This window comes from Aeromonas sp. R7-5 (assembly GCF_040908015.1).
GTDB lineage: Bacteria > Pseudomonadota > Gammaproteobacteria > Enterobacterales > Aeromonadaceae > Aeromonas > Aeromonas caviae.
Map to the genome: position 1 here is coordinate 380,874 of NZ_JBFOCZ010000026.1, position 21,089 is coordinate 401,962.

Consider the following 21,089-nt stretch of genomic DNA (forward strand, 5'->3'; position numbering starts at 1 on the left):
ACTAATAAAGTGCAGTTGCACCAATATAGAGCGGCTGAGTGGCACGGTTTGCCTTGCACCGCGGTGCAGAGGCGACATGGGCACCGCTTTGCTCACTACCATGAGCACTGCAATATGCAGAGCATGGAGTGACTCGGGCGGCGGATGCACCACTTACCTTCCCTCTAGCCCCCTTCCCATGAGCGTGCTGGTCGCGAGTCCACAGGTCTGCCCATCCACCAGCCCCTCCGCAGCCAGAGTCCCATCAGGATGGGGCATCCATTCAGGCATAGGCAGAAGGCAGAATAAAAAAGTCGGCCCGAAGGCCGACTCGCTGCACCCTGTGACAGGGCTTCCTTACTTGAGGTATTTGCCGTCAGCGCCCACCTTGCCCGGGCCGTTCAGTACCCAGACCCGTACCGAATAGGCGGGCACCGCAAAGCTCAGGCTGCCGTTGCTGACGCTCTGGCTCGCACCGGTTACCGCGTCCGTGTAGGTGCCGTTCTTCAGGCCACTCAGGTTTATCTGCTGGGCCGAGTTGGCCGCAAGGCCCACGGCGGCGTAGCTCCCTTCGGCGCTCAGATCACGCACGAAGCTGATGCCGCTGCCCCACTCGTTCACCTGGCTCATAGGCGCCTTTTGCAGGGCGGGAACCGCCTTGCGGATCTGGTTCAGGCGCTTGATGTGCTGATAGAGCGGGTGGCTCGGGGTGGCGGGGTTGTCCAGCACCTCCCCGTAGTAGGCACGACCGGTCTGATCCACCGTCATGGTGGCCCCGTCGATGTCCTGGGGCTTGCCCGCCTGGAACATCACCTCCTCCCCGTAGTAGAGGGTCGGGATCCCCCGCGCCGTCCAGAGCAGGTTGTAGGTCATGGCCGCATTGCCCTCTTCCCCGCCGTAGCGGTACTTGAAGTCGTTGTCCGGCCCCACGTCGTGGTTCTGGAAGAAGGTGATGAGCTTGGTGGCATCCCCATAGACCCAGTCCATGGCGAAAATCCCCCCTACCCCGCCAAAGTTCCCCCGGGTGACGTTGTCACGGAAGGTGGAGAAGAGGGAGAAGTCCAGCACCGAGAGGCCGGAATCGCCCCCTGCACGGGGATCGGCCGGGTTCGGCGTGGTGCGGGTATACCACCAGGGGCGGATCACCGCCGAGGCATTGTCGTTGGCCAGCTCAGAGCCCCAGCCGGTGCCCTTGACCAGGTTTTCGCCAAAGACGAACAGCCCCGGCTTGTGGGCCTGCCAGTCATGGACATAGGTCAGCAGTTCGTCCCGCTCGATGTGCTTCAAGGTATCGATACGGATGGCATCGACCCCCATGTCGAGGTACTGACGAATGGCGCCGTTGAGGTAGTCCTTGACGTTCTGGTTGCCGGTGGCGAGATCGATGCAGTCCCCCGCCATGTGCTTGCGCTGCAGGGCGAGCGGGCTCTCCCAGTCACCGCCGGACATGAAACCGTCCAGGTGATACCAGGCGGGATCCAGGGTCTGGGCGTCGATGCCGAAGAAGCGGTTGGGGTTGTAGCCTGCGCTCGGCACGGTGGCGCCGGTCTTGGGGTCTACCAGGGGCTGGGTGCCCGCCGGATCGGACTGGCAGCGGGCCTTGTACCAGTCGGGAGCCGCCGGGTTGTCGTCGTCACAGCGGTTGGCACTGGCGTAGTCCCCGAGATTGCCCTGATAGGGACCATTGTTGATGAGCCCCTGGCTCGACCCCGCCGGTACGTAGTATTTGACGGGCAGGCGATCGATCCAGGTCTTGCCGCGCAGACCGTACTGGCTCGAGTGGTTGAGCACCACGTCCTGGATCACCTTGAGCCCCTTGGCGTGGGCTGCCTGGATGAACTCCCGGTAACCCGCCCCCGGCGACTCCAGACGGGGATCGACCCGGTAGAAGTCGTAGGCATGGTAGCCGTGGTAGTCGAGGCCGGAGCGGTTCTCCACCGGCGGCGTCACCCAGATGGCGGTGAAGCCGAGATCCTTGATGTAGTCGAGCTTGGCGATCAACCCCTTGAAGTCGCCACGCCACTGGGGATCCCCCGCCTTGTAGCGATCCCGGTTGTAGTAGTTGTTGCTGGCATCGCCATCATAGAAGCGGGCAGTCAGCAGGAAGTAGATGCTCTCGGCGCGAAAATCGCCGCTCGCCACCCCCTGCTCGCCGATACGGTACTCGAAGCGCTGCTCGCGCTGATTGCCGCTGGCGTCGATGGCAAGGGTGCGGATCACCAGATCGGTGCCGCTCCCCTTGTCGCTCGCCACCAGGGGCTGGCCTGCATAACGGGCCGATGCCGTGGTGGGCTGGCTGCCGTCCGTCGTGAAATGCACGGCGGGGGCGCTGTCCTGATCGTCGCTCACTCCCAGGGTGATGGACTGGCTGTCCACATAACTCCCCGGGGACGGGGTGGCCGTCACCGTGGGGGCCTGCAGATCGGCCCCGGCCAGCGTCTCCACCTCGATGGCCTTGCGCAGGCTGTCAAAGCAGATGCGATAACTGGTGTTGGCGCTGACCAGGTAATCCTGGGCCGGATACGCCTCGGTCCAGTCCCCCTTGTGGTCAATCTTGAAGCGGGGGTTGTTGCTGCCAAAGGCCTGCTCGGTGCAGAAGGTGGTGCCATCCTCGCTGGTCATGGGGGTGAGCCCCCAGTTGTTGGCCGTGCCCCGGAAGTACCAGCTGTCGCTGCTCTGTCCTGCCCCGACCACCACGCTCACGCTGCTGCTACCCTTGGCGCCCTGATCGTCGGTGACCGTGAGGCCATAGGTGAAGGTGCCGGTCTGGGTGGTGTTGACAACGATGCTCTCCGTGGTCTCGCCGCTGCTCCACAGATAGCTCGCGATCTGGCCGTCGGGATCCGTGGAGTCGCTGCCGCTCAAGGTGAGCGACGCCCCTTGGGTCACGTTCACCGTCCCCCCCGGGGTGATGACCGCGAGCGGCGGCTGGTTGTCATCCCCAAGGGGGGTGATGCTGTAGGCCAGGGTCTGATCGTTGACCTGGATGCGCACCGTGCCCACGACGCTCCAGAAGATGTCGCCGCCACTTTTCTCCAGCACGCCGTCGCCGTTGCTGTCGCCAAAGTTGACGGCCCAGTCGCCAGCCTGATCAAACTTGAGGCGCTGGCTCGCCTTGCCATCCAGGTAGGCTTCCACCTGCCACAGGTGATCCCCTACCAGGGTCATGGGGAGGCTGGCCCAGCCGTTGAAGGTGCCGCGCACGTTGAGCTGCGGCAAGGTGCTGGCAAACCCCGAGGCCTCGCAACTGGCCACCACCGTCGCGCTCACCGCCTGGGTGCTCGCGTTGATGCGGATCTGGTACGCCGTGTTGGCATTGACCCCGTAGTCGGCCGCCGGGTAGCTCTGCTGCCAGTTGCCGTACCTGTCTATCTTGAAGCGCGGGCCGCCGCTGGCATCCCCGCTCACGAAGCGCTGACAGGTATCAAAATTGACGCCGTCCGTCGACGTCATGGCGGTCGCCGCCCATCCATTCGCGGTGCCCCGGAAGAACCACTCCGCCGCCGTGCTCGGCGCCGTGATCAGGGTTCCCAATAATCCGGCCGCGAGTATCCATCTAGCCATTGATAGTCCTTTATTTTCATTGTTTGTGTGTGATGCCGGTGTGTCCCGGCATTCCCCCATCCGCAACGTCCCGCCTTCAGATGAGCCCGACCAGTCTAGAGTCCCCCATGACCATTTCATGGCCAAGACGTGCAAAATGTGACCACTGTCGACCTCGTCATGGGCTGTATGTGATTGATAGCGCTTTCATTTCTGCTTGAGCGAGGGAGAGAGCGGCGCGACCCGCTGTGGCGCCCCCCTGACATGGACAGTCCCTGGACGTGTCTGCCCCGAAGGCGCTCCCTTTCTCGCCTCCAATCATGGCTCGGGGCAGCCCTGGCGCTGACGCACCTGATTAAAACGCGATTGATAATGTTTCTTGTTTGCAGGCTATCCGATGGCGCATGCTGGGCACCGAGGCCCGGTTTCGGGGCCAATCCCATCGACATTCGAGTACGAATATGACGACCAGCGAGAAGGCAGGCTGATGGACGCCTGCGCAATGAGGCCGACCTTTGGCCGCGACAAGCCGGCATTTGGCCCGGTTCACCTTGCCTGCCTGGCCGTCGCCCTTGCCCTGCATCTCGCCCTCCTCTGGCTGATGCAAGGCAGCCGCCCCGCCCCCATCACGCCCCCCGAGCCCATCACCTTGTCTGCCCGCTGGGCCGGCGAGTCGGACAAAGATGACGCACCGGCCAAGCCGGCGGCGCCAGCGGCCACTCCGGCTCCCCCTCGGGAGGTGAAGAAACCGGCACCTGTGCCGCCGAAAGTGGTCAAGCCGGTCGTCAAGAAACCGGCTCCCAAACCGGCGCCCACTCCGCCAAAGCCCAAGCCAGTACCGATGACCAAACCAGCGCCAGTGGCCAAGGCCGAGCCGGTGGTCGCGCCGTCTGCGCCTGCTACCTCGCAGACGGCGGCCAATACCCAGAGCGCGAGTGGCGCCAGTGCACCGCCGACCAAGTCCCGCCAGACTGGGGCCGGGGCCGGCAGCAGTGCCCCCATCGCACGGGATGCCAGGCTGAACAACCCCGAGCCTCCCTACCCTCCGGAGTCACGCCGACGGGGAGAAGAGGGGCGCGTGGTATTGAAGGTCCGAGTCAGCAAGGAGGGCACCGCCGAGTCGGTCGAAGTGGAGCAGAGCAGTGGTCATCGACGCCTGGACATGGTCGCCCGCAAGACCGTCAGCCGTTGGCGCTTCATTCCAGCCAAACAGAACAATACCGCCGTCCCAGCCTGGACAGGGGTTACCATTATTTTCAAGCTAGGAAACTAACCATGAATCCGGAAATCGAAACAAGCGGGATGGGCATAACGCATCTGCTCAGCCAAAACACCGGGGTGGGCCTGATCCCGCTGATCCTGCTGGTACTGATGTCGCTCGGCACCTGCTACTACGGGTTGCTCAAGCTCTGGCTTGACCATCGCGAGCAGCGCCTGAACGCCCGTTTCCTGGGGGCCTTCTGGCACCATGAGAGCGTGCAGGCGATGGCGAACCAGCTCGCCCAGACGCCCCCTGAAGAAGCCTGCGGCAGGATAACGAGTGCGGCACTGACGGCGGTTGCCCAGATTGAGCGATCCCAGGGACGGGCCGCCTCTCTCAAGCTGGGTTCCCCCGACGACTTCTTGCTGCGCGCCCTGCGCCAGACCATCAGCGCGGAGCGGATCCGCCTCGAGCACGGCTTGGCCTTCCTCGCCTCCGTCGGCTCCGCGGCCCCCTTCATCGGGCTCTTTGGCACCGTCTGGGGCATCTATCACGCCCTGCTGGCCATAGGGGCCGCGGGCCAGAGCAGCCTGGACAAGGTCGCAGGCCCGGTCGGTGAGGCCCTCATCATGACCGGCTTCGGTCTCGCCGTCGCCCTGCCGGCGGTGCTGATCTACAACTTCTTCGTGCGCCGCAACCGCCTCAAACTCGCGGCGCTGGACGAGTTTGCCTACGACCTGTTCGCCCTGCTGGTGACCGGCGTGGAGCAGAGCGCCTCCAGGGTGACGCCACTGGCCGCCGTCGACAGCGCCAAGCAGGGGCAGATGTAATGGCTTTCGGCAAACTTCCCGGGGAATCGGACGAGCAGCCCCTCTCCGAGATCAACATGATCCCGATGATCGACGTCATGCTGGTGTTGCTCATCGTCTTCATGATCACCGCCCCCCTGCTCACCAACGCGGTCAAGATCGAGTTGCCCGAGGCCAGCAGTCAGGTCAATCAGCCCAAGCAGGAGGATGTGATCCTCTCCATCGACGGTGCCGGCAAGATCTACTGGAACGACAAGCAGGTCGATGAGACGGCGCTGCTCGCCAAGATGGTCAAGGCCAGCGAGGCCAAGCCGGAGATCCCCGAGATCCAGCTGCGCATCGACAAGAGCGTGGAGTACGGCGCCATCGCCAAGGTGATGGCACAGGCCTCCCAGCACGGGTTACACAAGATAGCGTTCGTCAGCCAGCCTGAAAGCGAGTGATGGCCAGGAAGAGAGCAACTCGTGTAACAAGGCATCACCCAGGTGGTGCCTTGTTTATTGGCCCCCCTATACCCGGTTGCCAGCGGCGGGACTGCCCTGCATGATGCAAGGCCGCCCCGCCATTTCAAGGAGAGAAGATGAGAACATCGGATTACGTGAGGCTGCTCGCGCTGGCAGCCATCTGGGGTGCCAGCTTCTTGTTCATGCGCATCGCGGCGCCGGCGTTCGGCTCGGTCAACACCACCTTCCTGCGGGTCTTCTTCGCCCTCGTCGGGCTCGCCGCCATGCTCCTGCTGCTGCGCACTCCCATGCAGTTTCAGGGCAAGCTCAAATCCATCATGGTGCTTGGCATCATCAACTCCGGCGTCCCCTTCCTGATGTATGCCGTGGCGGCCCTCTGGCTGCCCGCGGGGTATTCCGCCATCCTCAACGCCACCACGCCCCTGATGGGCGCCCTCATCGGCTTCTCCTTCTTTCACGAGGCGCTGACCTTGCGCAAGTGGGCCGGGGTCATGCTGGGGCTGGTGGGCATCGGGCTCATCACCACCACCGGGGAGGTCGACCTGAGCGGACAACTGGCCATCGGGGTGCTGGCCTGCCTCATCGCCACCGCCTGCTATGGCTGCGCCGGCTTTCTGACGAGACGCTGGGTCACCGAGCGGGGAGGCCTGGACGCCAAACTGGTGGCCTTTGGCAGCCAGATAGGGGCCGTCCTCTTCCTGCTTCCCTTCTTCGGCTACACCCTGGCGACCGGCCCCGCCGTCGACTGGGCCCAGCCTTGGGTCTGGGCCAGCGTGCTGGCGGTCGGCTTCCTCTGCACCGCCTTCGCCTATCTGCTCTATTTCAGGCTGATCGCCGACATCGGCCCCCTGCGAAGCCTCACTGTCACCTTCCTCATTCCGCCCTTCGGCATCCTCTGGGGCTATCTGGTGCTGGGGGAAACCCTCACCGGCGGCTTCGTGTTCGGCGGCGCCGTGGTCTGCCTCGCGGTCTGGCTGGTGACCAGCCCCGCCAAAGCCGTCAAGTCGGCCAAGGCACAAGCCTAGGCTCCGCGTCATCTGCCGGGCCCATGGCTCGGCAGATGGGCGCAACTGGGGTAAGATGCCCCCCATCGTTTCTCCCGCCCCGGCGGACACCACAGCAGGGCCAGCCTTGAATCACCTCGAACCCGCCAGTCAGAGCAGACAACAGCAGATCTTCACCGTCACCCGCCTCAACAGCGCCGTGCGCATGATCCTGGAGCAGGATCTGGGGCTGGTGTGGCTCACCGGCGAGCTCTCCAACCTAGCGATGCCAAGTTCCGGCCACTGGTACTTCTCCCTCAAGGACATGTCGGCCCAGGTGCGCTGCGCCATGTTCAAGGGCAACAACCGCCGGGTGCCGTTCCGTCCCCAGGATGGCATGCAGGTGCTGGTGCAGGCGCGAGTCTCCCTCTATGAACCCCGGGGCGACTACCAGCTCATCATCGAGTCCATGCAGCCCGCCGGGGATGGCATGCTGGCCCTGCGCTTCGAGGAGCTCAAGCGCCGCCTTGGTGCCGAAGGGCTCTTTGACGAAGGGCGCAAGCGCCCCTTGCCCCGGGAACCCCGCGCCGTGGGGCTGGTCACCTCCGCCACCGGCGCAGCCCTGCACGACATGCTGACCGTCTTGCGCCGCCGCGCCCCGGACTTGCCCGTTTTCATCTACCCGACCCAGGTGCAGGGGAGCGCCGCCACCGCCCAGATCGTCTCGGCCATCATGCTTGCCAATCGCCGCGCCGAGGTGGATGTGCTCATCGTCGGACGCGGCGGCGGTTCCCTTGAAGATCTCTGGTGCTTCAACGAAGAGGCGGTGGCACGGGCCATCGCAGGCTCCGCCATCCCCGTGGTGAGCGCCGTAGGGCACGAGGTGGACGTCACCATCAGCGACTTTGCCGCCGACCTTCGTGCCCCCACCCCCTCTGCCGCCGCCGAGCTGGTGGCGCCTGACAGGAGCACCCGTGCCCAGCGCCTCGTGCACCTGCGCCAGCGGCTTACCCAGGCCATGAGCCGTCACCAGGTCGCCGCCCGCCATGGCTTCGTCCTGCTGCAGAAGCGGCTCGATCATCAGGATCCCAAGCGACGGCTGGAGCAGCAGTCCCAGCGCCTCGACGAGCTCGACCGCCGCTTGCAGCAGCACCTGCGTGATCGTCTGCACCAGGGGGAGCGGCGCCTCGCGGGCCTCGCCATGCGCCTGCAGGCCAGAAGCCCCGAAAAGCGGCTGGCCATCGGTAAACGTCGTCACCAGCTTGCCGAGGAGCGCCTCCATGCCCTCATCGCAAAACGCCAGGATCTCGCTCGCCACCGCCTCGCCATGCTGGGAGCCCGCCTCGACGGCATCAGCCCGCTGGCCACCCTGGGGCGCGGTTACGCCATCGTGCGCACCCCCTCCGGGGAGGTGATCCGCCGCGCATCCCAGGTCAATGCAGGCCAGACCCTGATCACCACCCTCGCAGAGGGAGCGCTGCGGGTGCGGGTGGACGAGGTCGACAACTGCTGACAAAAGTGGGGGCTTGCACCAGGCCCCCGCCACCTTTCTGTGCTCCGATAGCCCGTTATACCAGGGCATGACCGGCCATCTTGCCCGGGTGGCCGGATGGTTTCTCGCCCCCCTTGCTCCCCCCCGGTGGATTGCCCCTCAGATACTCGAACAACCCGGCCTGCAAATTCACGTTCCAGAAACGCCCCGCCAGGGTGAGGGCGAGACGCTCGGCCGAGAGCCGTGCCAACCCGTGTCGCTGCCAGGCCTCAAAGAGCGGCATCAGGTGGGAGACCAGCCCCTGTGGCAATTGCGACAACGCCAGCCATCCGGTGTCGAGCCCCCCTCTCAGCAACCCGTCGAGACGGGCATCAGGATTGGGCCTCATCACCATGCCGGGAGCACGCACGCCCCCCGCCTGCGCCTCATGCCAGGACGCCAGATCCCGGCCATACATGAGGCCGTGGCCGTGAATGTTGCCCCCCGCCCCTGCGCCGAAGGGCAGGATCTCGGCGCCCCACTTGGCCATCTGGTTGTAGCGGCTCTGCTCGGCATCGGTGCGCCGCCAGTGGCTACAGGAGAGCCGCTCCCAGCCCCCCGCCTCCAGCGTCCGTGCCCCGTCGGCATACATGACTGCCCGCTGCTGGCCATCGGCGGCCCAGCCCAGGCTGCCTTTCTCGTCGGCGCGCGCCAGGTTGGTGCCCGCCATGGAGATGAGTTGATAGAGATCCACCCCGTGCACCCCGCTCGCCATCACATCCGCGATATCCTGGCGCCACACGGCCTCATACTGACCCGGCAGACCGAAGATGAGATCCGCCACGATCACCGCCTCGTTGTGGCGGGTCAGCGCCGCCAGTCGGGCCAGCAAGGTCTCCCTGTCATCGAAGCGGGCCGCCTGCTGGCGCACGCGGGTATCAAAACTCTGCACGCCGAACGAGAAGCGATTGAAGCCACCCGCCAGGGCCGTCTGCCACTTCTCGTCATCAAAGCCGTTGAGCCGCCCTTCCAGGGTCAGCTCCGCATCCACGGTCAGGGGAAAACGGCGGATGGCGCTGGCCAGGCGGGCGAGATCGCCCGCCGCCATGTCGGTTGGCGTGCCGCCCCCCACATAGACCGCCGAGAAAGGCCGGCTCTGGACGAGCGGCGTCTCGGCTGCCTGGTGCAGCGACCCGCAGAGTGCCTCCATGTAGCGGCTCATGCGCGCCGGATTGGCGCCGTTTTCGAAGAAGTTGCAAAAACTGCAGCGCTTGCGGCAAAACGGGATATGGATATAGAGCGCTCGGGCCTTGGCCTCGCTCTCCTGCTGCCACCAGGCTTGCCAGCCGGCATCGTCCAGCATCAGGGGGGCGGCCCCTCCCCGGCTGGCATGGGCCGACGTCTTGGCGGTGAAGGCGAATTTGAGGGGATCCGGGGTACAAAGCCCCGTCATGGTCGAAGAAAGCTGGAGAGTCGTCACTGGGGTTACCCTGCGTAAATAACGCAAATGATAACGAATATCAGTTGCGGGTATTTGTGCTGGATCAAGTCGGGAAGGATTGAGCCGTCACTCTGTCCCCATCAGGGCAGCAGCGCGTCAGGCAAGGAAGGCGTGAAACAACAAGGGAAGAGAGCCACTCTCCCACTGGAGAGTGGTGGCACACACAGGATCAGGCGGTTGATTCAAGGCTCCCGACGGGAGCGCCGCGCCGATACCGGCTGACGGGGGTCAGCCATTGCCGATGATGATGGCAACCCGGCGATTTTCCGCTCGTCCGGCAGCGGTCGCGTTGTCGGCGATGGGCGCCTCTTCTCCACGGCCGCGGATATCCAGGTTCCCCTGGGGCATGCCCACCGACACCAGGACATCGGCCACCGACCGTGCCCGCTTGAGGGAGAGTTGCTGGTTGTAGGCCTCATCACCGTTGGAGTCGGTATGGCCGTCCACCCGGGCCCGGTTCAGTCCGACCTCAATCAGGGCCTTGCCGAGTTTCTCCACCACCTGGCGGGTCTCGGGGTTGAGGGCCCCCACATTGTTGGCGAACAGCACCTTGTTGGAGATATCCAGGGTCCATCCCTCGTCGGTCAGGTGAAATCCCTGCTCCTTCAAGGCGGCGATCTGCTCCGCCGTGAGCCCCTGGGGAGGGCTCTGGCACGCCGCCAGCACACTCAGCAACAGTGCCACCAGGCCCGCTTTGATCGGGTTCAACATGCGCATTCTTATCATCCTTTCACTATTTCCGGTTCAACTTCACGTGCTCGTTTTTCGTGTTTCTCTCTCCTCCCTGCGTTGTCGTTTGGCTTGATACATGGCGTCGTCTGCCCATTGCAGCAGGGCATCCGCCGTCTTCCCCTGCTCGGGATAGCGGGCAGAGCCGATGCTGATCCCCACCCCGAGATGGCGACCGTCACTCAATACCACGGGGGTGTTCATGGCCTGCTGCACTCGCCCTATCACCTCGCGCACCTCGTCCTCCCCATGGATCGGGGTCAGGAGGATGACGAACTCATCTCCCCCCAGCCGGCAGACCAGATCCAGGGGCCTGAGCTGATGCTGCACCCGCCGCGCCACGGCGATCAGCACTTCGTCGCCGATGCTGTGGCCCAGGTTGTCATTGATCTGCTTGAAACGATCGCAATCCAGATAGAGCAGGGCAAAACCTTCATTCCCCTTGTTGCCTGCCAAGATGGCCTGCTCCATGCGAGCCTCGAACAGAGCGCGGTTGGGCAGACCGGTCAGGGGATCATGGGTTGCCTGATGCAGCAGGCTGGCGTTCTCCCGCTTCTGGTGGGCCTGCCAGGCTTCCAGCTCATCGAGCAGCGAATTGAAATCCTCCCCCAGCTCGTGCAGCTCGGCGATATTGGCCGCCGGCACCCGCTCCTTGAGGGCCCGCTGGCGGCTGACGTTGTAAGCCACCTCGGTCAGGGCCTTGAGGGGTGCCGTGATGGAGCGCTGCATCCGGCGCGCCACATGGAGTGCCCCGAGAATACTGATGAGCAGGCACACCAGGGTAGCCAGCAAGGTCTGCAACAGGAATCGCAGCAGGTACTGGCCGTGACCGACCAGATGCACCCTGGCTATCTCCTTGTGCTCGCGCACCATGGGGAGCGCCACGGGCCCCGGCAGGATTAGACGGGCCAGGTGCTGCTCCAGGGTGGTCCAGGGGGTGGTGATGTCCCGGCGCCAGCTCGCCAGCACCTGGCCGTCCGGCAGCACTATGCTGGCGCTGGCTATGTCTTCCCGAGAGGTGATGGTCTCCAGGGCATCCAGTGCCGCCTCCTTGTCATGGAAGACCACGGCCGCCTCAGTGGTGTAGCTGATGGCCCGCGCCACCAGCTTGAGGTTGTGATCCGCATAAAGGCGCAGCGCCAGCAGCGCCGTGACGGTCAGAAACAGCCCTGCCATGCAGACGGCAGTCAGGGAGATCATCATGTGGGTGCGCCCCAGACTCTGTCTCAGGGTAAGCCGGGGAGTGGCGTGATGGACCGTCATCGCACCTCCTCATCGGCTCGCGCCAGCTTGAGCACGGCCGGGTGCACTCGCACACCGCTGCGGGCCAGCGCATCCAGATTGACCCGAAAACGCACCCTCTCCTCCCCGGCCTGCAGACAGAAGACCGCATCGGCGATGCACTCGCGGCTCTGCTCACTGATGCTGAGGATGGCGTGACCGCGCAGGCGCTCGAACAGGGAGAGGCGCTGTGCCGGTGCCAGCACCCCCAGATAGATGACATCGCAGCGCTGGATCAGCGACTCGTCGTCCATGTCGTAGTGATGGACCTCCACCGGTCGGCCATTGGCCTGCCGTTCGATGGTCAGAAGGGATGACGCATATTCCGTCGGCGCCGTGATGCAGAGCCGAAGTCTGGCGGGCTCGCTGGGCCAGCGGGTGTAACTGAGGATATCGAGCACGGTCTGGCGCACCATGTCGCTGCGCGCCTCGGCGGAGGTTGCCGCCATGGCCTGGTTTGCCAGCATCAGCATGCAGCACAGTGGCGCCAGCCACATCAGTAACCGGAGGTAACAAAACATCTGCATGGTGCCCGCGAGAGTGTCCAGGTCGGCGCCGGGGTCACCCGACGCCCATGATGAGAGTGCCTGCATGGCACCGCACCGAGCTTACCAGCCGGGTGGCCAGCCCCCAGAGGCAAGTGGCACGGTTGCGTCACCGGGCGTCGCAGCCGTGCCTGCAAGGCGCTCAATGCCCCAGGCAGACACCGTCCATCGACACTACTTCTTGCCAATCCCATATTCGCGCAGCTTGTTGGCGATGGCGGTATGGGAGACACCGAGCCGCTTGGCCAGTTGGCGGGTGGAGGGGAACGCCGGGTAGAGCCGCTCCAGCAGGCGGCTCTCGAAACGCTTCACCGCCTCGTCGAGCCCCCCCTCGAACCACTCGTCGATGAGCGGCATGGCATCGGCCGCCACCGGCAAGTCCACGTGCTCGGGTCCAATCTCGTCCCCTTCCAGCAGGGTCATGGCCCGATAGAGGCAGTTGCGCAGCTGGCGCACGTTGCCGGGCCAGCGGTAGGCGGTGAGGTACTCGGCCATGTTGCGGGTAAAGCGCGGACGCGGGCGCTGCAGTTCGCTGGCAAAGCGCGACACGAACTGCTGGGCCAGGGCCATGATGTCCGCCTTGCGCTCGCGCAGCGGCGGCAGATTGAGGCTAAGCACATTGAGGCGGTAGTAGAGATCTTCGCGAAACTTCCCTTCATGGACCAGATCCAGCAACTGCTTCTGGGTGGTGCAGATGAAGCGCACGTTGACCCTCACCTCCTGCTCGTCACCGACCCGGCGAAACACGCCATCTTGCAGCACCCGCAGGAACTTGGTCTGCAGATGGGGGGACATGTCGCCGATCTCGTCCAGCATCAGGGTGCCGCCGCTGGCCAGCTCCAGCACCCCGCGCTTGCCCTCGGTGTTGTTGCCAAAGGCGCCGGGGGCATAGCCGAACAGCTCGCTCTCGGCCACGTTGTCCGGCATGGCCGCGCAGTTGAGCGCCATGAAGGGGTGGCTGGAGCGCAGGCTGGCGCCGTGGCAGGCCCGGGCCAGCAACTCCTTGCCGGTGCCGGTCTCCCCCACGATGAGCAAGGGAGCGTCCTGCATCGCGAGCTTGGCTGCCTGGGCCAGCACCTCTTTCATCTTCTGGCTCTCGGCCTGGAGGTGCTCAAAGCCCCCCACTTCCACCGCGTGCAGGGCACTGAAGTGCATGCCGACCCGGCGGGCGGATTTGAGCACCACCACGGCGCCGGCCAGAGCCTGCTTGCCCTTCTCTTCGGCCACGAACAGCGGCATCAGATCGCCCAGGTACTCTTCGCCACCGAGGCTCAGCTTGCAGGTCTGGGGCTTGATCTCCCCCGACTCCAGCCAGCGGCCAAACGAGAAGCCCTTGACCAGGGAGGCGATCGCCACGCCGCGCACCTCGTCCGGTGGCAACGCCAGGGTGGTGAGGGCGGCCTGGTTGGCCTGGGTCACCCGCCCCTTGCTGTCGAGGGAGAAGACCAGGTCCGGCAGTGCCTTGAGCAGGGCCTCTATCTCGTGGTGTTCCCGCTCGGAGGGCATGTAGGGGATGGTCTTGACGTCATAGACGCCGGGAATGCGGCGAATTTCCGGCATCAGATGCTGAAAGTCACGGAACTCCAGCTCGGGGAAATTGAGATAGATGATGCCTGAGGTATCGATTTCGATGCCGCGCAGATCGATGTTGTGCTCCACCAGTCGGTCGAGCAATTCCCGGGTCAGGCCCAGACGGTCTTCACAGCTGACTTCAAGACGCATTCGGCACACACTTCCTAGCTAACATTCTGAATAACGGGATAATACAGACTCGATCCCGCCAGTGCGAGCGCTCCCCCACAAAAATGCGGGCCTGCCCCGCTTTCACCGGGCAGGCCCTGTCTGCGCTGGCGCCAGACGGCGGTTACTTCATCAGCCCGTCGGTACGGGCTGCCATGATGAAGTCGTTGCGATGCAAGCCGCCTATCTTGTGGGTCCACCAGCTCACGGTCACCTTGCCCCATTCAAGCAAGATCGCCGGATGATGGAACTCCGCCTCCGCCAGTTCTCCGAGGCGGTTGGTGAACGCCAGCCCCTCCTTGAAGTTGCGAAACACAAATTCACGACGCAGTTGCAGCTCGCCATTGACCACCAGGGGCTGCCAGTCGGGGATGAGGTGCAACAGCTCCCCCAACTCCTGATCGCTCACCCTGGGGGCATCGGCGCGGCACGCCTCGCATCGTTGACTCGCCAGTTCAGTCATTCGGGACTCCTTTCATGAAACATCGTGGGAATGAATACGGGTCAGCTCGCCTGCTTGCCGGCAACGGGGGCAAAGCGGGGTGGACGCAGGCCAAGACGACGGGCCTCGGCCACGGCCGCCATGATCCCCTGCCCCTCCAGACCATAGAGGGTATCGAGACGAGGCAGCACGAAATAGGTCGGCTGCATGATGTCGATGCGATAGGGGGTACGCAGGATCTCCAGCAGATCGAAGGGTTGCAGCTCGGGCTTTCCCGAGAGGGCATAGGCGGTCTCGCCGATGGAGGAGAGAATGCCGCCGCCGTAGATGCGCAGCCCCTCCTCCCCCTGCAGGAGACCGAACTCCACCGTGAACCAGTAGAGCCGCGCCAGATAGACCCGCTCCTCTTTACTGGCATGGCGTCCGAGCCGACCATACAGGTGGGTGAAGTGGGCAAAGGCCGGGTTGGTCAGCATGGCGCAGTGGCCGAAGATCTCGTGGAAGATGTCGGGCTCTTGCAGGTAGTCGAGCTCGTCCCGGCGGCGAATGAAGGTGGCGACGGGAAAACGGCGATCAGCGAGCAGCGCGAAGAAGTGATCAAAGGAGATGAGTGCCGGCACCGCCGCCACCGACCAGCCTGTGGCGGGCATCAGGGCGGCATTGATTTCGCCTAGCTGGGGGATGCGGTCCAGAGGCAGGTCGAGGCGTGCCAGCCCGGCCTGGTATTCGTCGCAGGCCTTGCCATCGAGCGCCGCAAGCTGACGTGCAATCAGGATCCGCCAGGTGCCGTGCTCCTCGTCCGTGTAGTGGATCCTGCCCTGCCCATCCGGTTGGCGGGCCGTGTAGAGACTTGCCATGAGTGCTCCCATCCTTCGGGTGCCAGCCGCCATCCGGGCGGTCACTGGCCGTTGAGTCATGGGATCACTGTAACGGTTTGCCCCTCAAAAAAGCAGCCGACCCCGGGGTCAGCTGCTTTTGACAATTGTAAATAATTTGTGACATTCATGTCGGGTACCAGCCACCTCACGACTTGTTGAGATAACCCGCCAACTGGCCGATCAGCCGCTTGCGCAACTCCCCCAGCTTCGGCTTCTCGTCGGCACACCAGGGGAGCGGACGACAGGCTTCCATGGTACGCATCCCGAGGCGCGCGGTGAGCAACCCGGCCCCGACCCCTTGGGCGGCGCGGGCGGAGAGCTTGGCGGTCAGCTCGGCGCCCAGCAGATCCATCCCTACCTCGGTCACCAGCTCGGTGGCCCCCGCATAGAGCATGTTGCGAAACACCTGACGAATGAGGCGGATGCGGCTCCAGTAGCCGAGCTCGATGGCATAAACATCGGCGATGTCCTCGATCATCCGCAGGTTGCGCCAGAGCATCAGCATCATGTCGACGGTGGCGAGCGGACTCAGGGCCACCAGCACGGCGGCCTCCCCCGACCATTTGGCGACGCGGGCCTGGGCCAGCTTGTCCCGCTCGGTGAGCACCAGCTGGCTGTAGAGGGTCAGCACTTCCCGATCGCTGTGGCTCTCGTCAAGCTGGGATAACCAGGTACGATACCCTTCCCGCCCCTTGTCACCGCTCTTCTCGGCCAGGGCCTCGCAGAAGGCCTGCCCCTGACCGACCCCCTGATGGGCCAGCAGATCCTCGGCTCTTGAGCGCACATCCTGGCGCCGCTTCAAAGTGCGCAGCCGCAGCCATTCGCGCCCCGCCACCCCGGCGGTACCCACCGCCACCAGGCCGGAGGCGAGCAACCAAGCGCCGCCCCAGAAGGGGGAGGCGGCAAACTGATCCATCAGAAAAGCGCCAAACTGGCCAAGCGACAGCAGCCCCACCCCACCCAGCCCCCAGGCCAGCAGACGATGGCGGCGCCGAGGCCTGACGGTAAGCGCGGGTTCCACCTCGGTGAGCTCGTCCAGTGCGTCCAGAGGCTCGAAGCTCTCCTCTTCCAGCCGCCGGGCCGGGGCGGGTGGCTGCGCTTCGCTTGCCATCGAGGGCGCGGGCTCCAGCGTCACCTTGCCTTGCAGGGGAGCGGCGTCATTGGTGCGCCATCTTGTCTGATCGTTCATCGCATTCTCTCCTGTGGGCGCCCCTCGAGCACAGCGGGCCACCCACCCGTTATTCGAGGTGATCCCCGAGCAGGAATTCCAGCGCCGCATCGAGCCGGATATGGGGGAGCGCCTGATGGGCGCTCATGGGCAGCGGGCGAAAGGCCTGAAAATCAAACCCTTGAGTTTTCCACCACTGCGCAGGCGGGATCTGGGCAGGCACCTCCCCCGGGAAGAGCAGCAAGGGCTCGCCCGAGAGGGTAGTGCCACGAATGGCGGGAAATTCCCGTCCGTCTGCCACCCCCTTGCCCACCTCGGTGGCCTTGATGGCGGCGAGCGCCAGGCATTCGGTCTCTATCCCCTCGAAGCGGGCCTGACCCCGGCCACGGCTCACCAGGTGCTGCAGGAGCGACACCAGAGGCCCGTGCTGCTCCGGCGTAACGTGATCGGCCTTGCTCGCCACAAACAGCAGCTTGTCGATGCGCGGGGCGAACAGACGGCGCCACCAATTGCTCTTGCCGTAGGCGAAGCTTTCCATGATGCGGGCGATGGCCTGCTGCATGTCACCAAAGCTCGCGGCACCGGCATTGAGGGGCGCCAGGCAGTCCACCAGCACGATCTGGCGATCAAAGCCTGCAAAGTGCTGCTCATAGAAGCCCTGTACCAGATGCTGCTTGTACTGCTCGAAGCGCTGCTTGAAGGTGGCGTAGAGAGTGCCGTCTTCGGGGGAGTGTGTGGGCATCTCCCACACCCAGGGCACGAATTGCAGCAGCGGCGCACCGGCATACTCGCCGGGCAACACGAAACGCCCGGGCTGGATGAGGTGAAGCCCGAGATCCTGCTTGCAGGCGTGCAGATAATCGGTGTAGCGGGCGGCCAGTTCGCTGGCGGCCCGCTCCTCGAAGGCTTGATCTGCCTGCCAGAGCGGCGTCAACCAGCCTGCCGCCAGGGCTTGCAGCTCGGGACGACGCAGTTGCTCCCGCACCTGCTCGCTCCACTGCTCGTAGTTCAGATCCAGCAGCGGCAAATCCAGCAGCCACTCCCCGGGATAATCCACCAGATCCACATAGAGGGTGGAGATCTCCCCCAGGTGCCGACGCAGCGGATGGCGGGTGCGATAGCGGATCTCGAGGCGTACCTCGGCCACTCCCCGGGTCGGCGCGGGCCAGGCGGGCGGATCGCCAAACAGGGCATCGAGGCCCCGTTCGTAGGGAAAGGTGGGAATGTGGGCGTTTTGCTGGGGCACCCGGCGAGCACCGAGGATGCGTCCCTGGCGCTGGGCGTCCCAGAGTGGCAGACGACCGTCGATGGCCGCGTGCTCCAGTTGATTGACCAGCGCCGTGATAAACGCGGTCTTGCCACTGCGAGAGAGGCCGGTGACCGCCAGCCTGATGTGGCGATCCCGGGCCCGGTTCACCGCGTCAACGGCCTTGTGCTGGAGCACAGACCAGGAGTGTTCGAGTTTGTTGCGTATCAAGGCGGGTCTTCTTCTCCTTGTGATCACATCAGAGAGACGGCCGTGAGGCGGTATCCTCGCGGCCCGGCACGATTAGAGCTTGCTGAACTCCCGTTGCAGGGTGAACTCCTTGGAGGTCACCAGCTTCTCGATGCGCTGCACCCTGGGCTCCAGTGCATCCAGCTCCTGGCCGATGCGGGCAAGGGCCTGATGAGGTGTGACGCCTGCCTGCCAGCTGCGCGCCTTCATCCGCACCTCGGCGAACTCGGCATCTTCCTGGGAGTAGAGGGTGACCGGCTTCTTGTCGAGCAAGAACCAGGCGGCAATATAGGCGGTGAAGGTGATGAAACCGGCGAAGATGAGACCACTGATGGCCAGCAGCCGCACGATCCAGGTCTCCACCCCGAAGTACTCTGCCAGACCGGCACAGACCCCGGCAATCTTGCCTCGCTGGGGATCCCGGTACAGGTTGCGCCCTTCACGACTGACACTGTTCATACCTTGTTCCTCCAACCGGGGACTTCCGCATCCAGAATCGACGCCAATACGGTTTCGGCCCGCTCCGGCTTTTTGCCACACTCATGACATCTCTCATTGAAAACCGTCATACCTTGTTTCTCCAACCAGGAACCTCGGCATCCAGAATCGACTCCAGGGCGCCGACCCGTTCCTGCATCTTCTCGGCACGCACCAGCAAGCCCTGCAGCTGTTCACGCTCACCATCGGCAAGACCGGCGCCAATGCGTCCCTTGGCGCGGTAGTGCAGCACCAGCCAGATGGGGGCCACCACCACCATGAAGACCACCATGGGAACCATCAATACACCCAGCAGATCTTCCATCTGTTACTCTCCCTGTTTCGGTGCCGGATTGTGCTGGCCCAGCTTCTGGCGCATGGCTTCCAGCTCGCGGCTGATCTGGTCGTCCGCTTCCAGCTCGGCAAACTGCTGGGCGAGCGCCTTGTCGGACTGCCCCAGATCGGCGCGGGCTTCCATCTCGTCGATGCGGCGCTCCATGCGCTCGAACTTGCTCACCACGGCCTGACTGTCGCCACGGGCCACCTGGCTTTGCACGTTGAGGCGGCTGCTGGCGGCTTCGCTGCGAATGGCCATCGCCTTCTGGCGGGCACGGGCGTCTTCCAGCTTGGCTTCCAGCTGACGGATCTCCTCCCCCAGCTTCTCGATGCCGCTGTCCACCGCCTGCTGTTCACGAGACAGGGCGTCGGCAAGCTCCGCCTGCTTGCTCTTCTCGATGAGGGCAGCCCGGGCCAGATCTTCGCGCCCCTTGGTCAGGGCCAGCTCGGCCTTGCCCTGCCACTCGGCGACCCGCTCCTGATGGCGGCTCACCTGACGGCCGATCTCTTTTTGATTCGCGAGGAAGCGGGCCAGATTGGAGCGCTCCTTCACCAGTTCATCTTCCATTTCCTGGATGATCAGACGCACCATCTTCTGGGGATCTTCCGCCTTGTCGAGCAGGGCCGTCAGATTGGAATTGATGATGTCGGCCAGGCGAGAAAAAATGCTCATGATTGTACTCCTGTGATAGGCATCGGGTTGTGTCTCCATTGACAATGGCAACTTGTGTGCCAATCTGGAACAATATTTAACTTGTTGATTTATATGGGCACTCAGAATGCAGTTCAAGTCCCGGGTAAACAAGTGATGATTAAAATAACCAACTTTTGGTAAGATTAACCAGATTTTTCAACTCACAGGGGTAGGGATGACCACGGCCACGGAAAGTCTGTTGGGTGAATCCAACGCATTTCTAGAAATCATCGAGCAGGCATCGCGCCTCGCGCCGCTGCGCAAGCCCGTACTCATCATCGGCGAGCGTGGGACCGGCAAGGAGCTCATCGCCCACCGCCTACATTATCTCTCGGATCGCTGGGATCAAAGCTTTGTCACCATCAACTGCGCCACCTTGAGCGAGAGCCTGCTGGAGACCGAGCTGTTCGGCCACGAGGCGGGCTCCTTCACTGGCGCCGCCAAGCGTCATCAGGGGCGCTTCGAGCGGGCCGACGGCGGCACCCTCTTCCTCGACGAGCTGGCCACCACCAGCGCCCGGGTGCAGGAAAAACTGCTGCGAGTCATCGAGTACGGGGAGTTCGAGCGGGTGGGCGGCGCCAAGCCGCTCAAGGTGGATGTGCGACTGGTGTGCGCCACCAACGAGGATCTGCCTGCACTGGCACAGAAAGGACGGTTTCGTCACGACCTGCTGGACCGGCTCGCCTTCGACGTCATCACCCTGCCCCCCCTGCGGGAGCGGCGCGAGGACATCCTGATGCTGGCGGAGCACTTCGCCCACGGCATGACCCGGGAGCTGGGGTATCCGCTCTTTGCCGGCTTCTCGCGCAAGGCGACCCAGCTACTGCAAGATTACCCCTGGCCGGGCAACGTGCGGGAGCTCAAGAACGTGGTGGAGCGCAGCCTCTATCGCCAGGGCAACCCCCAGCTGCCGCTGGCGGAGCTGGTGCTCAATCCCTTTGACTCCCCCTGGCGCCCCCGTGCCCGAGGTGACGCGGCCCCTTCCACGGACGCGCCGACCTCGGCAGAGACGGCCCCGACCCCGACCCTGCCGCTGGATCTCAAAGGGGCGGTGGCGGAGTACGAGATTAATTTACTCAAGCAAGCGATGCAGCAATCCCAGTATAATCAGCGCAAAGCAGCCCAGTTGCTGGCCCTGAGCTATCACCAGTTCCGGGGGATGCTGCGCAAATATCAATTGCTGGACGGGGATGACAACAGTGGCAACCAGGAGGCGGGCTGATGCCTGGCACCGGGTCTGTGCGCGCGGATAACGCGGCGCACGTCACCCCCGACGGGAGCGCCTGCCCGGTCGCCCCCCGCAACGCGCCCGCCCCCTGGCGGGCAACTTTGTCTGAAAACATGGTTCCAACA

General features: G+C 64.3%; 19 protein-coding genes. 6 read left to right on the forward strand and 13 right to left on the reverse strand.

Annotation, left to right across the window (positions count from 1 at the left end):
- Positions 1 to 336: 336 nt before the first annotated feature.
- Positions 337 to 3,543 (reverse strand): alpha-amylase family glycosyl hydrolase, encoded by a 3,207-nt coding sequence (locus AB5Y53_RS10305; protein ID WP_368181916.1) that lies wholly within the window; start codon positions 3,541 to 3,543, stop codon positions 337 to 339.
- A 466-nt stretch (positions 3,544 to 4,009) separates the two neighbouring features.
- Here AB5Y53_RS10305 and AB5Y53_RS10310 point away from each other — a divergent pair, with 466 nt between their 5' ends.
- The 5 genes from AB5Y53_RS10310 to xseA all read left to right on the forward strand — a co-directional run bounded on the left by AB5Y53_RS10310 (position 4,010) and on the right by xseA (position 8,492).
- The gene (locus tag AB5Y53_RS10310; protein ID WP_368181918.1) at positions 4,010 to 4,795 is read left to right on the forward strand and encodes an energy transducer TonB; all 786 of its coding nucleotides are present in this window, start codon (positions 4,010 to 4,012) and stop codon (positions 4,793 to 4,795) included.
- 2 nt (positions 4,796 to 4,797) lie between these two features.
- Complete coding sequence (locus tag AB5Y53_RS10315; protein WP_042863788.1) at positions 4,798 to 5,553, forward strand: MotA/TolQ/ExbB proton channel family protein; 756 nt, start codon at positions 4,798 to 4,800, stop codon at positions 5,551 to 5,553.
- On the forward strand, positions 5,553 to 5,975 hold the full coding sequence (locus AB5Y53_RS10320; protein WP_368181919.1) for an ExbD/TolR family protein: 423 nt from the start codon (positions 5,553 to 5,555) through the stop codon (positions 5,973 to 5,975). The genes AB5Y53_RS10315 and AB5Y53_RS10320 overlap by 1 nt, the downstream gene beginning before the upstream one ends.
- Positions 5,976 to 6,112: 137 nt before the next feature.
- Complete coding sequence (locus AB5Y53_RS10325) at positions 6,113 to 7,021, forward strand: DMT family transporter (RefSeq protein WP_368181921.1); 909 nt, start codon at positions 6,113 to 6,115, stop codon at positions 7,019 to 7,021.
- A 106-nt stretch (positions 7,022 to 7,127) separates the two neighbouring features.
- On the forward strand, positions 7,128 to 8,492 hold the full coding sequence (xseA, locus tag AB5Y53_RS10330) for an exodeoxyribonuclease VII large subunit (RefSeq protein ID WP_368181922.1): 1,365 nt from the start codon (positions 7,128 to 7,130) through the stop codon (positions 8,490 to 8,492).
- Between the two features lie 55 nt (positions 8,493 to 8,547).
- On the opposite strand, the gene hutW is transcribed toward xseA, so the two are convergent.
- The 12 genes from hutW to pspA form a co-directional block, all read right to left on the reverse strand.
- Positions 8,548 to 9,903, reverse strand: a complete 1,356-nt coding sequence (gene hutW / locus AB5Y53_RS10335) for a heme anaerobic degradation radical SAM methyltransferase ChuW/HutW (RefSeq protein ID WP_368182013.1) — start codon at positions 9,901 to 9,903, stop codon at positions 8,548 to 8,550.
- A gap of 276 nt (positions 9,904 to 10,179) precedes the next feature.
- Positions 10,180 to 10,668 carry an OmpA family protein gene (locus AB5Y53_RS10340; RefSeq protein WP_010674543.1) on the reverse strand — a complete coding sequence of 163 codons (489 nt, stop codon included), beginning with the start codon at positions 10,666 to 10,668 and terminating at the stop codon, positions 10,180 to 10,182.
- 33 nt (positions 10,669 to 10,701) lie between these two features.
- Positions 10,702 to 11,943 carry a diguanylate cyclase gene (locus AB5Y53_RS10345; RefSeq protein WP_368181923.1) on the reverse strand — a complete coding sequence of 414 codons (1,242 nt, stop codon included), beginning with the start codon at positions 11,941 to 11,943 and terminating at the stop codon, positions 10,702 to 10,704.
- Complete coding sequence (locus tag AB5Y53_RS10350; RefSeq protein ID WP_080767945.1) at positions 11,940 to 12,458, reverse strand: YfiR family protein; 519 nt, start codon at positions 12,456 to 12,458, stop codon at positions 11,940 to 11,942. Before AB5Y53_RS10350 ends, AB5Y53_RS10345 begins: the two co-directional genes overlap by 4 nt.
- Positions 12,459 to 12,680: 222 nt before the next feature.
- Entirely contained in the window at positions 12,681 to 14,228 is a 1,548-nt protein-coding gene (tyrR, locus tag AB5Y53_RS10355) for a transcriptional regulator TyrR (protein WP_010674540.1), read from the reverse strand.
- 142 nt (positions 14,229 to 14,370) lie between these two features.
- Positions 14,371 to 14,709 (reverse strand): 4a-hydroxytetrahydrobiopterin dehydratase, encoded by a 339-nt coding sequence (locus AB5Y53_RS10360; RefSeq protein WP_368181924.1) that lies wholly within the window; start codon positions 14,707 to 14,709, stop codon positions 14,371 to 14,373.
- 41 nt (positions 14,710 to 14,750) lie between these two features.
- Positions 14,751 to 15,545, reverse strand: coding sequence for a phenylalanine 4-monooxygenase (phhA, locus tag AB5Y53_RS10365; protein WP_103260016.1), 795 nt, complete (start codon positions 15,543 to 15,545; stop codon positions 14,751 to 14,753).
- Between the two features lie 166 nt (positions 15,546 to 15,711).
- Positions 15,712 to 16,755 (reverse strand): YcjF family protein, encoded by a 1,044-nt coding sequence (locus AB5Y53_RS10370; protein WP_368181925.1) that lies wholly within the window; start codon positions 16,753 to 16,755, stop codon positions 15,712 to 15,714.
- 49 nt (positions 16,756 to 16,804) lie between these two features.
- Positions 16,805 to 18,211 carry a YcjX family protein gene (locus AB5Y53_RS10375; protein WP_139738018.1) on the reverse strand — a complete coding sequence of 469 codons (1,407 nt, stop codon included), beginning with the start codon at positions 18,209 to 18,211 and terminating at the stop codon, positions 16,805 to 16,807.
- A gap of 72 nt (positions 18,212 to 18,283) precedes the next feature.
- On the reverse strand, positions 18,284 to 18,688 hold the full coding sequence (pspC, locus tag AB5Y53_RS10380; protein WP_010674535.1) for an envelope stress response membrane protein PspC: 405 nt from the start codon (positions 18,686 to 18,688) through the stop codon (positions 18,284 to 18,286).
- Between the two features lie 106 nt (positions 18,689 to 18,794).
- Positions 18,795 to 19,031, reverse strand: coding sequence for an envelope stress response membrane protein PspB (gene pspB / locus AB5Y53_RS10385; RefSeq protein ID WP_005300084.1), 237 nt, complete (start codon positions 19,029 to 19,031; stop codon positions 18,795 to 18,797).
- A 3-nt stretch (positions 19,032 to 19,034) separates the two neighbouring features.
- Positions 19,035 to 19,715 carry a phage shock protein PspA gene (pspA, locus tag AB5Y53_RS10390; protein ID WP_010674534.1) on the reverse strand — a complete coding sequence of 227 codons (681 nt, stop codon included), beginning with the start codon at positions 19,713 to 19,715 and terminating at the stop codon, positions 19,035 to 19,037.
- A 196-nt stretch (positions 19,716 to 19,911) separates the two neighbouring features.
- Between pspA and pspF the strand changes: the two genes are divergently transcribed.
- Complete coding sequence (gene pspF, locus AB5Y53_RS10395; protein WP_239053466.1) at positions 19,912 to 20,958, forward strand: phage shock protein operon transcriptional activator; 1,047 nt, start codon at positions 19,912 to 19,914, stop codon at positions 20,956 to 20,958.
- The last annotated feature ends 131 nt before the right edge of the window (positions 20,959 to 21,089 follow it).

What these genes read in the sequence shown, in the direction of transcription:
- AB5Y53_RS10305 (WP_368181916.1), bottom strand. Translation starts at nt 3,543, where the DNA reads ATGGCTAGATGGATACTCGCGGCCGGATTATTGGGAACCCTGATCACG.
- AB5Y53_RS10310 (WP_368181918.1), top strand. Translation starts at nt 4,010, where the DNA reads ATGGACGCCTGCGCAATGAGGCCGACCTTTGGCCGCGACAAGCCGGCA.
- AB5Y53_RS10315 (WP_042863788.1), top strand. Translation starts at nt 4,798, where the DNA reads ATGAATCCGGAAATCGAAACAAGCGGGATGGGCATAACGCATCTGCTC.
- AB5Y53_RS10320 (WP_368181919.1), top strand. Translation starts at nt 5,553, where the DNA reads ATGGCTTTCGGCAAACTTCCCGGGGAATCGGACGAGCAGCCCCTCTCC.
- AB5Y53_RS10325 (WP_368181921.1), top strand. Translation starts at nt 6,113, where the DNA reads ATGAGAACATCGGATTACGTGAGGCTGCTCGCGCTGGCAGCCATCTGG.
- hutW (WP_368182013.1), bottom strand. Translation starts at nt 9,903, where the DNA reads ATGACGGGGCTTTGTACCCCGGATCCCCTCAAATTCGCCTTCACCGCC.
- AB5Y53_RS10340 (WP_010674543.1), bottom strand. Translation starts at nt 10,668, where the DNA reads ATGCGCATGTTGAACCCGATCAAAGCGGGCCTGGTGGCACTGTTGCTG.
- AB5Y53_RS10345 (WP_368181923.1), bottom strand. Translation starts at nt 11,943, where the DNA reads ATGACGGTCCATCACGCCACTCCCCGGCTTACCCTGAGACAGAGTCTG.
- AB5Y53_RS10350 (WP_080767945.1), bottom strand. Translation starts at nt 12,458, where the DNA reads ATGTGGCTGGCGCCACTGTGCTGCATGCTGATGCTGGCAAACCAGGCC.
- tyrR (WP_010674540.1), bottom strand. Translation starts at nt 14,228, where the DNA reads ATGCGTCTTGAAGTCAGCTGTGAAGACCGTCTGGGCCTGACCCGGGAA.
- AB5Y53_RS10360 (WP_368181924.1), bottom strand. Translation starts at nt 14,709, where the DNA reads ATGACTGAACTGGCGAGTCAACGATGCGAGGCGTGCCGCGCCGATGCC.
- phhA (WP_103260016.1), bottom strand. Translation starts at nt 15,545, where the DNA reads ATGGCAAGTCTCTACACGGCCCGCCAACCGGATGGGCAGGGCAGGATC.
- AB5Y53_RS10370 (WP_368181925.1), bottom strand. Translation starts at nt 16,755, where the DNA reads ATGAACGATCAGACAAGATGGCGCACCAATGACGCCGCTCCCCTGCAA.
- pspC (WP_010674535.1), bottom strand. Translation starts at nt 18,688, where the DNA reads ATGAACAGTGTCAGTCGTGAAGGGCGCAACCTGTACCGGGATCCCCAG.
- pspB (WP_005300084.1), bottom strand. Translation starts at nt 19,031, where the DNA reads ATGGAAGATCTGCTGGGTGTATTGATGGTTCCCATGGTGGTCTTCATG.
- pspA (WP_010674534.1), bottom strand. Translation starts at nt 19,715, where the DNA reads ATGAGCATTTTTTCTCGCCTGGCCGACATCATCAATTCCAATCTGACG.
- pspF (WP_239053466.1), top strand. Translation starts at nt 19,912, where the DNA reads ATGACCACGGCCACGGAAAGTCTGTTGGGTGAATCCAACGCATTTCTA.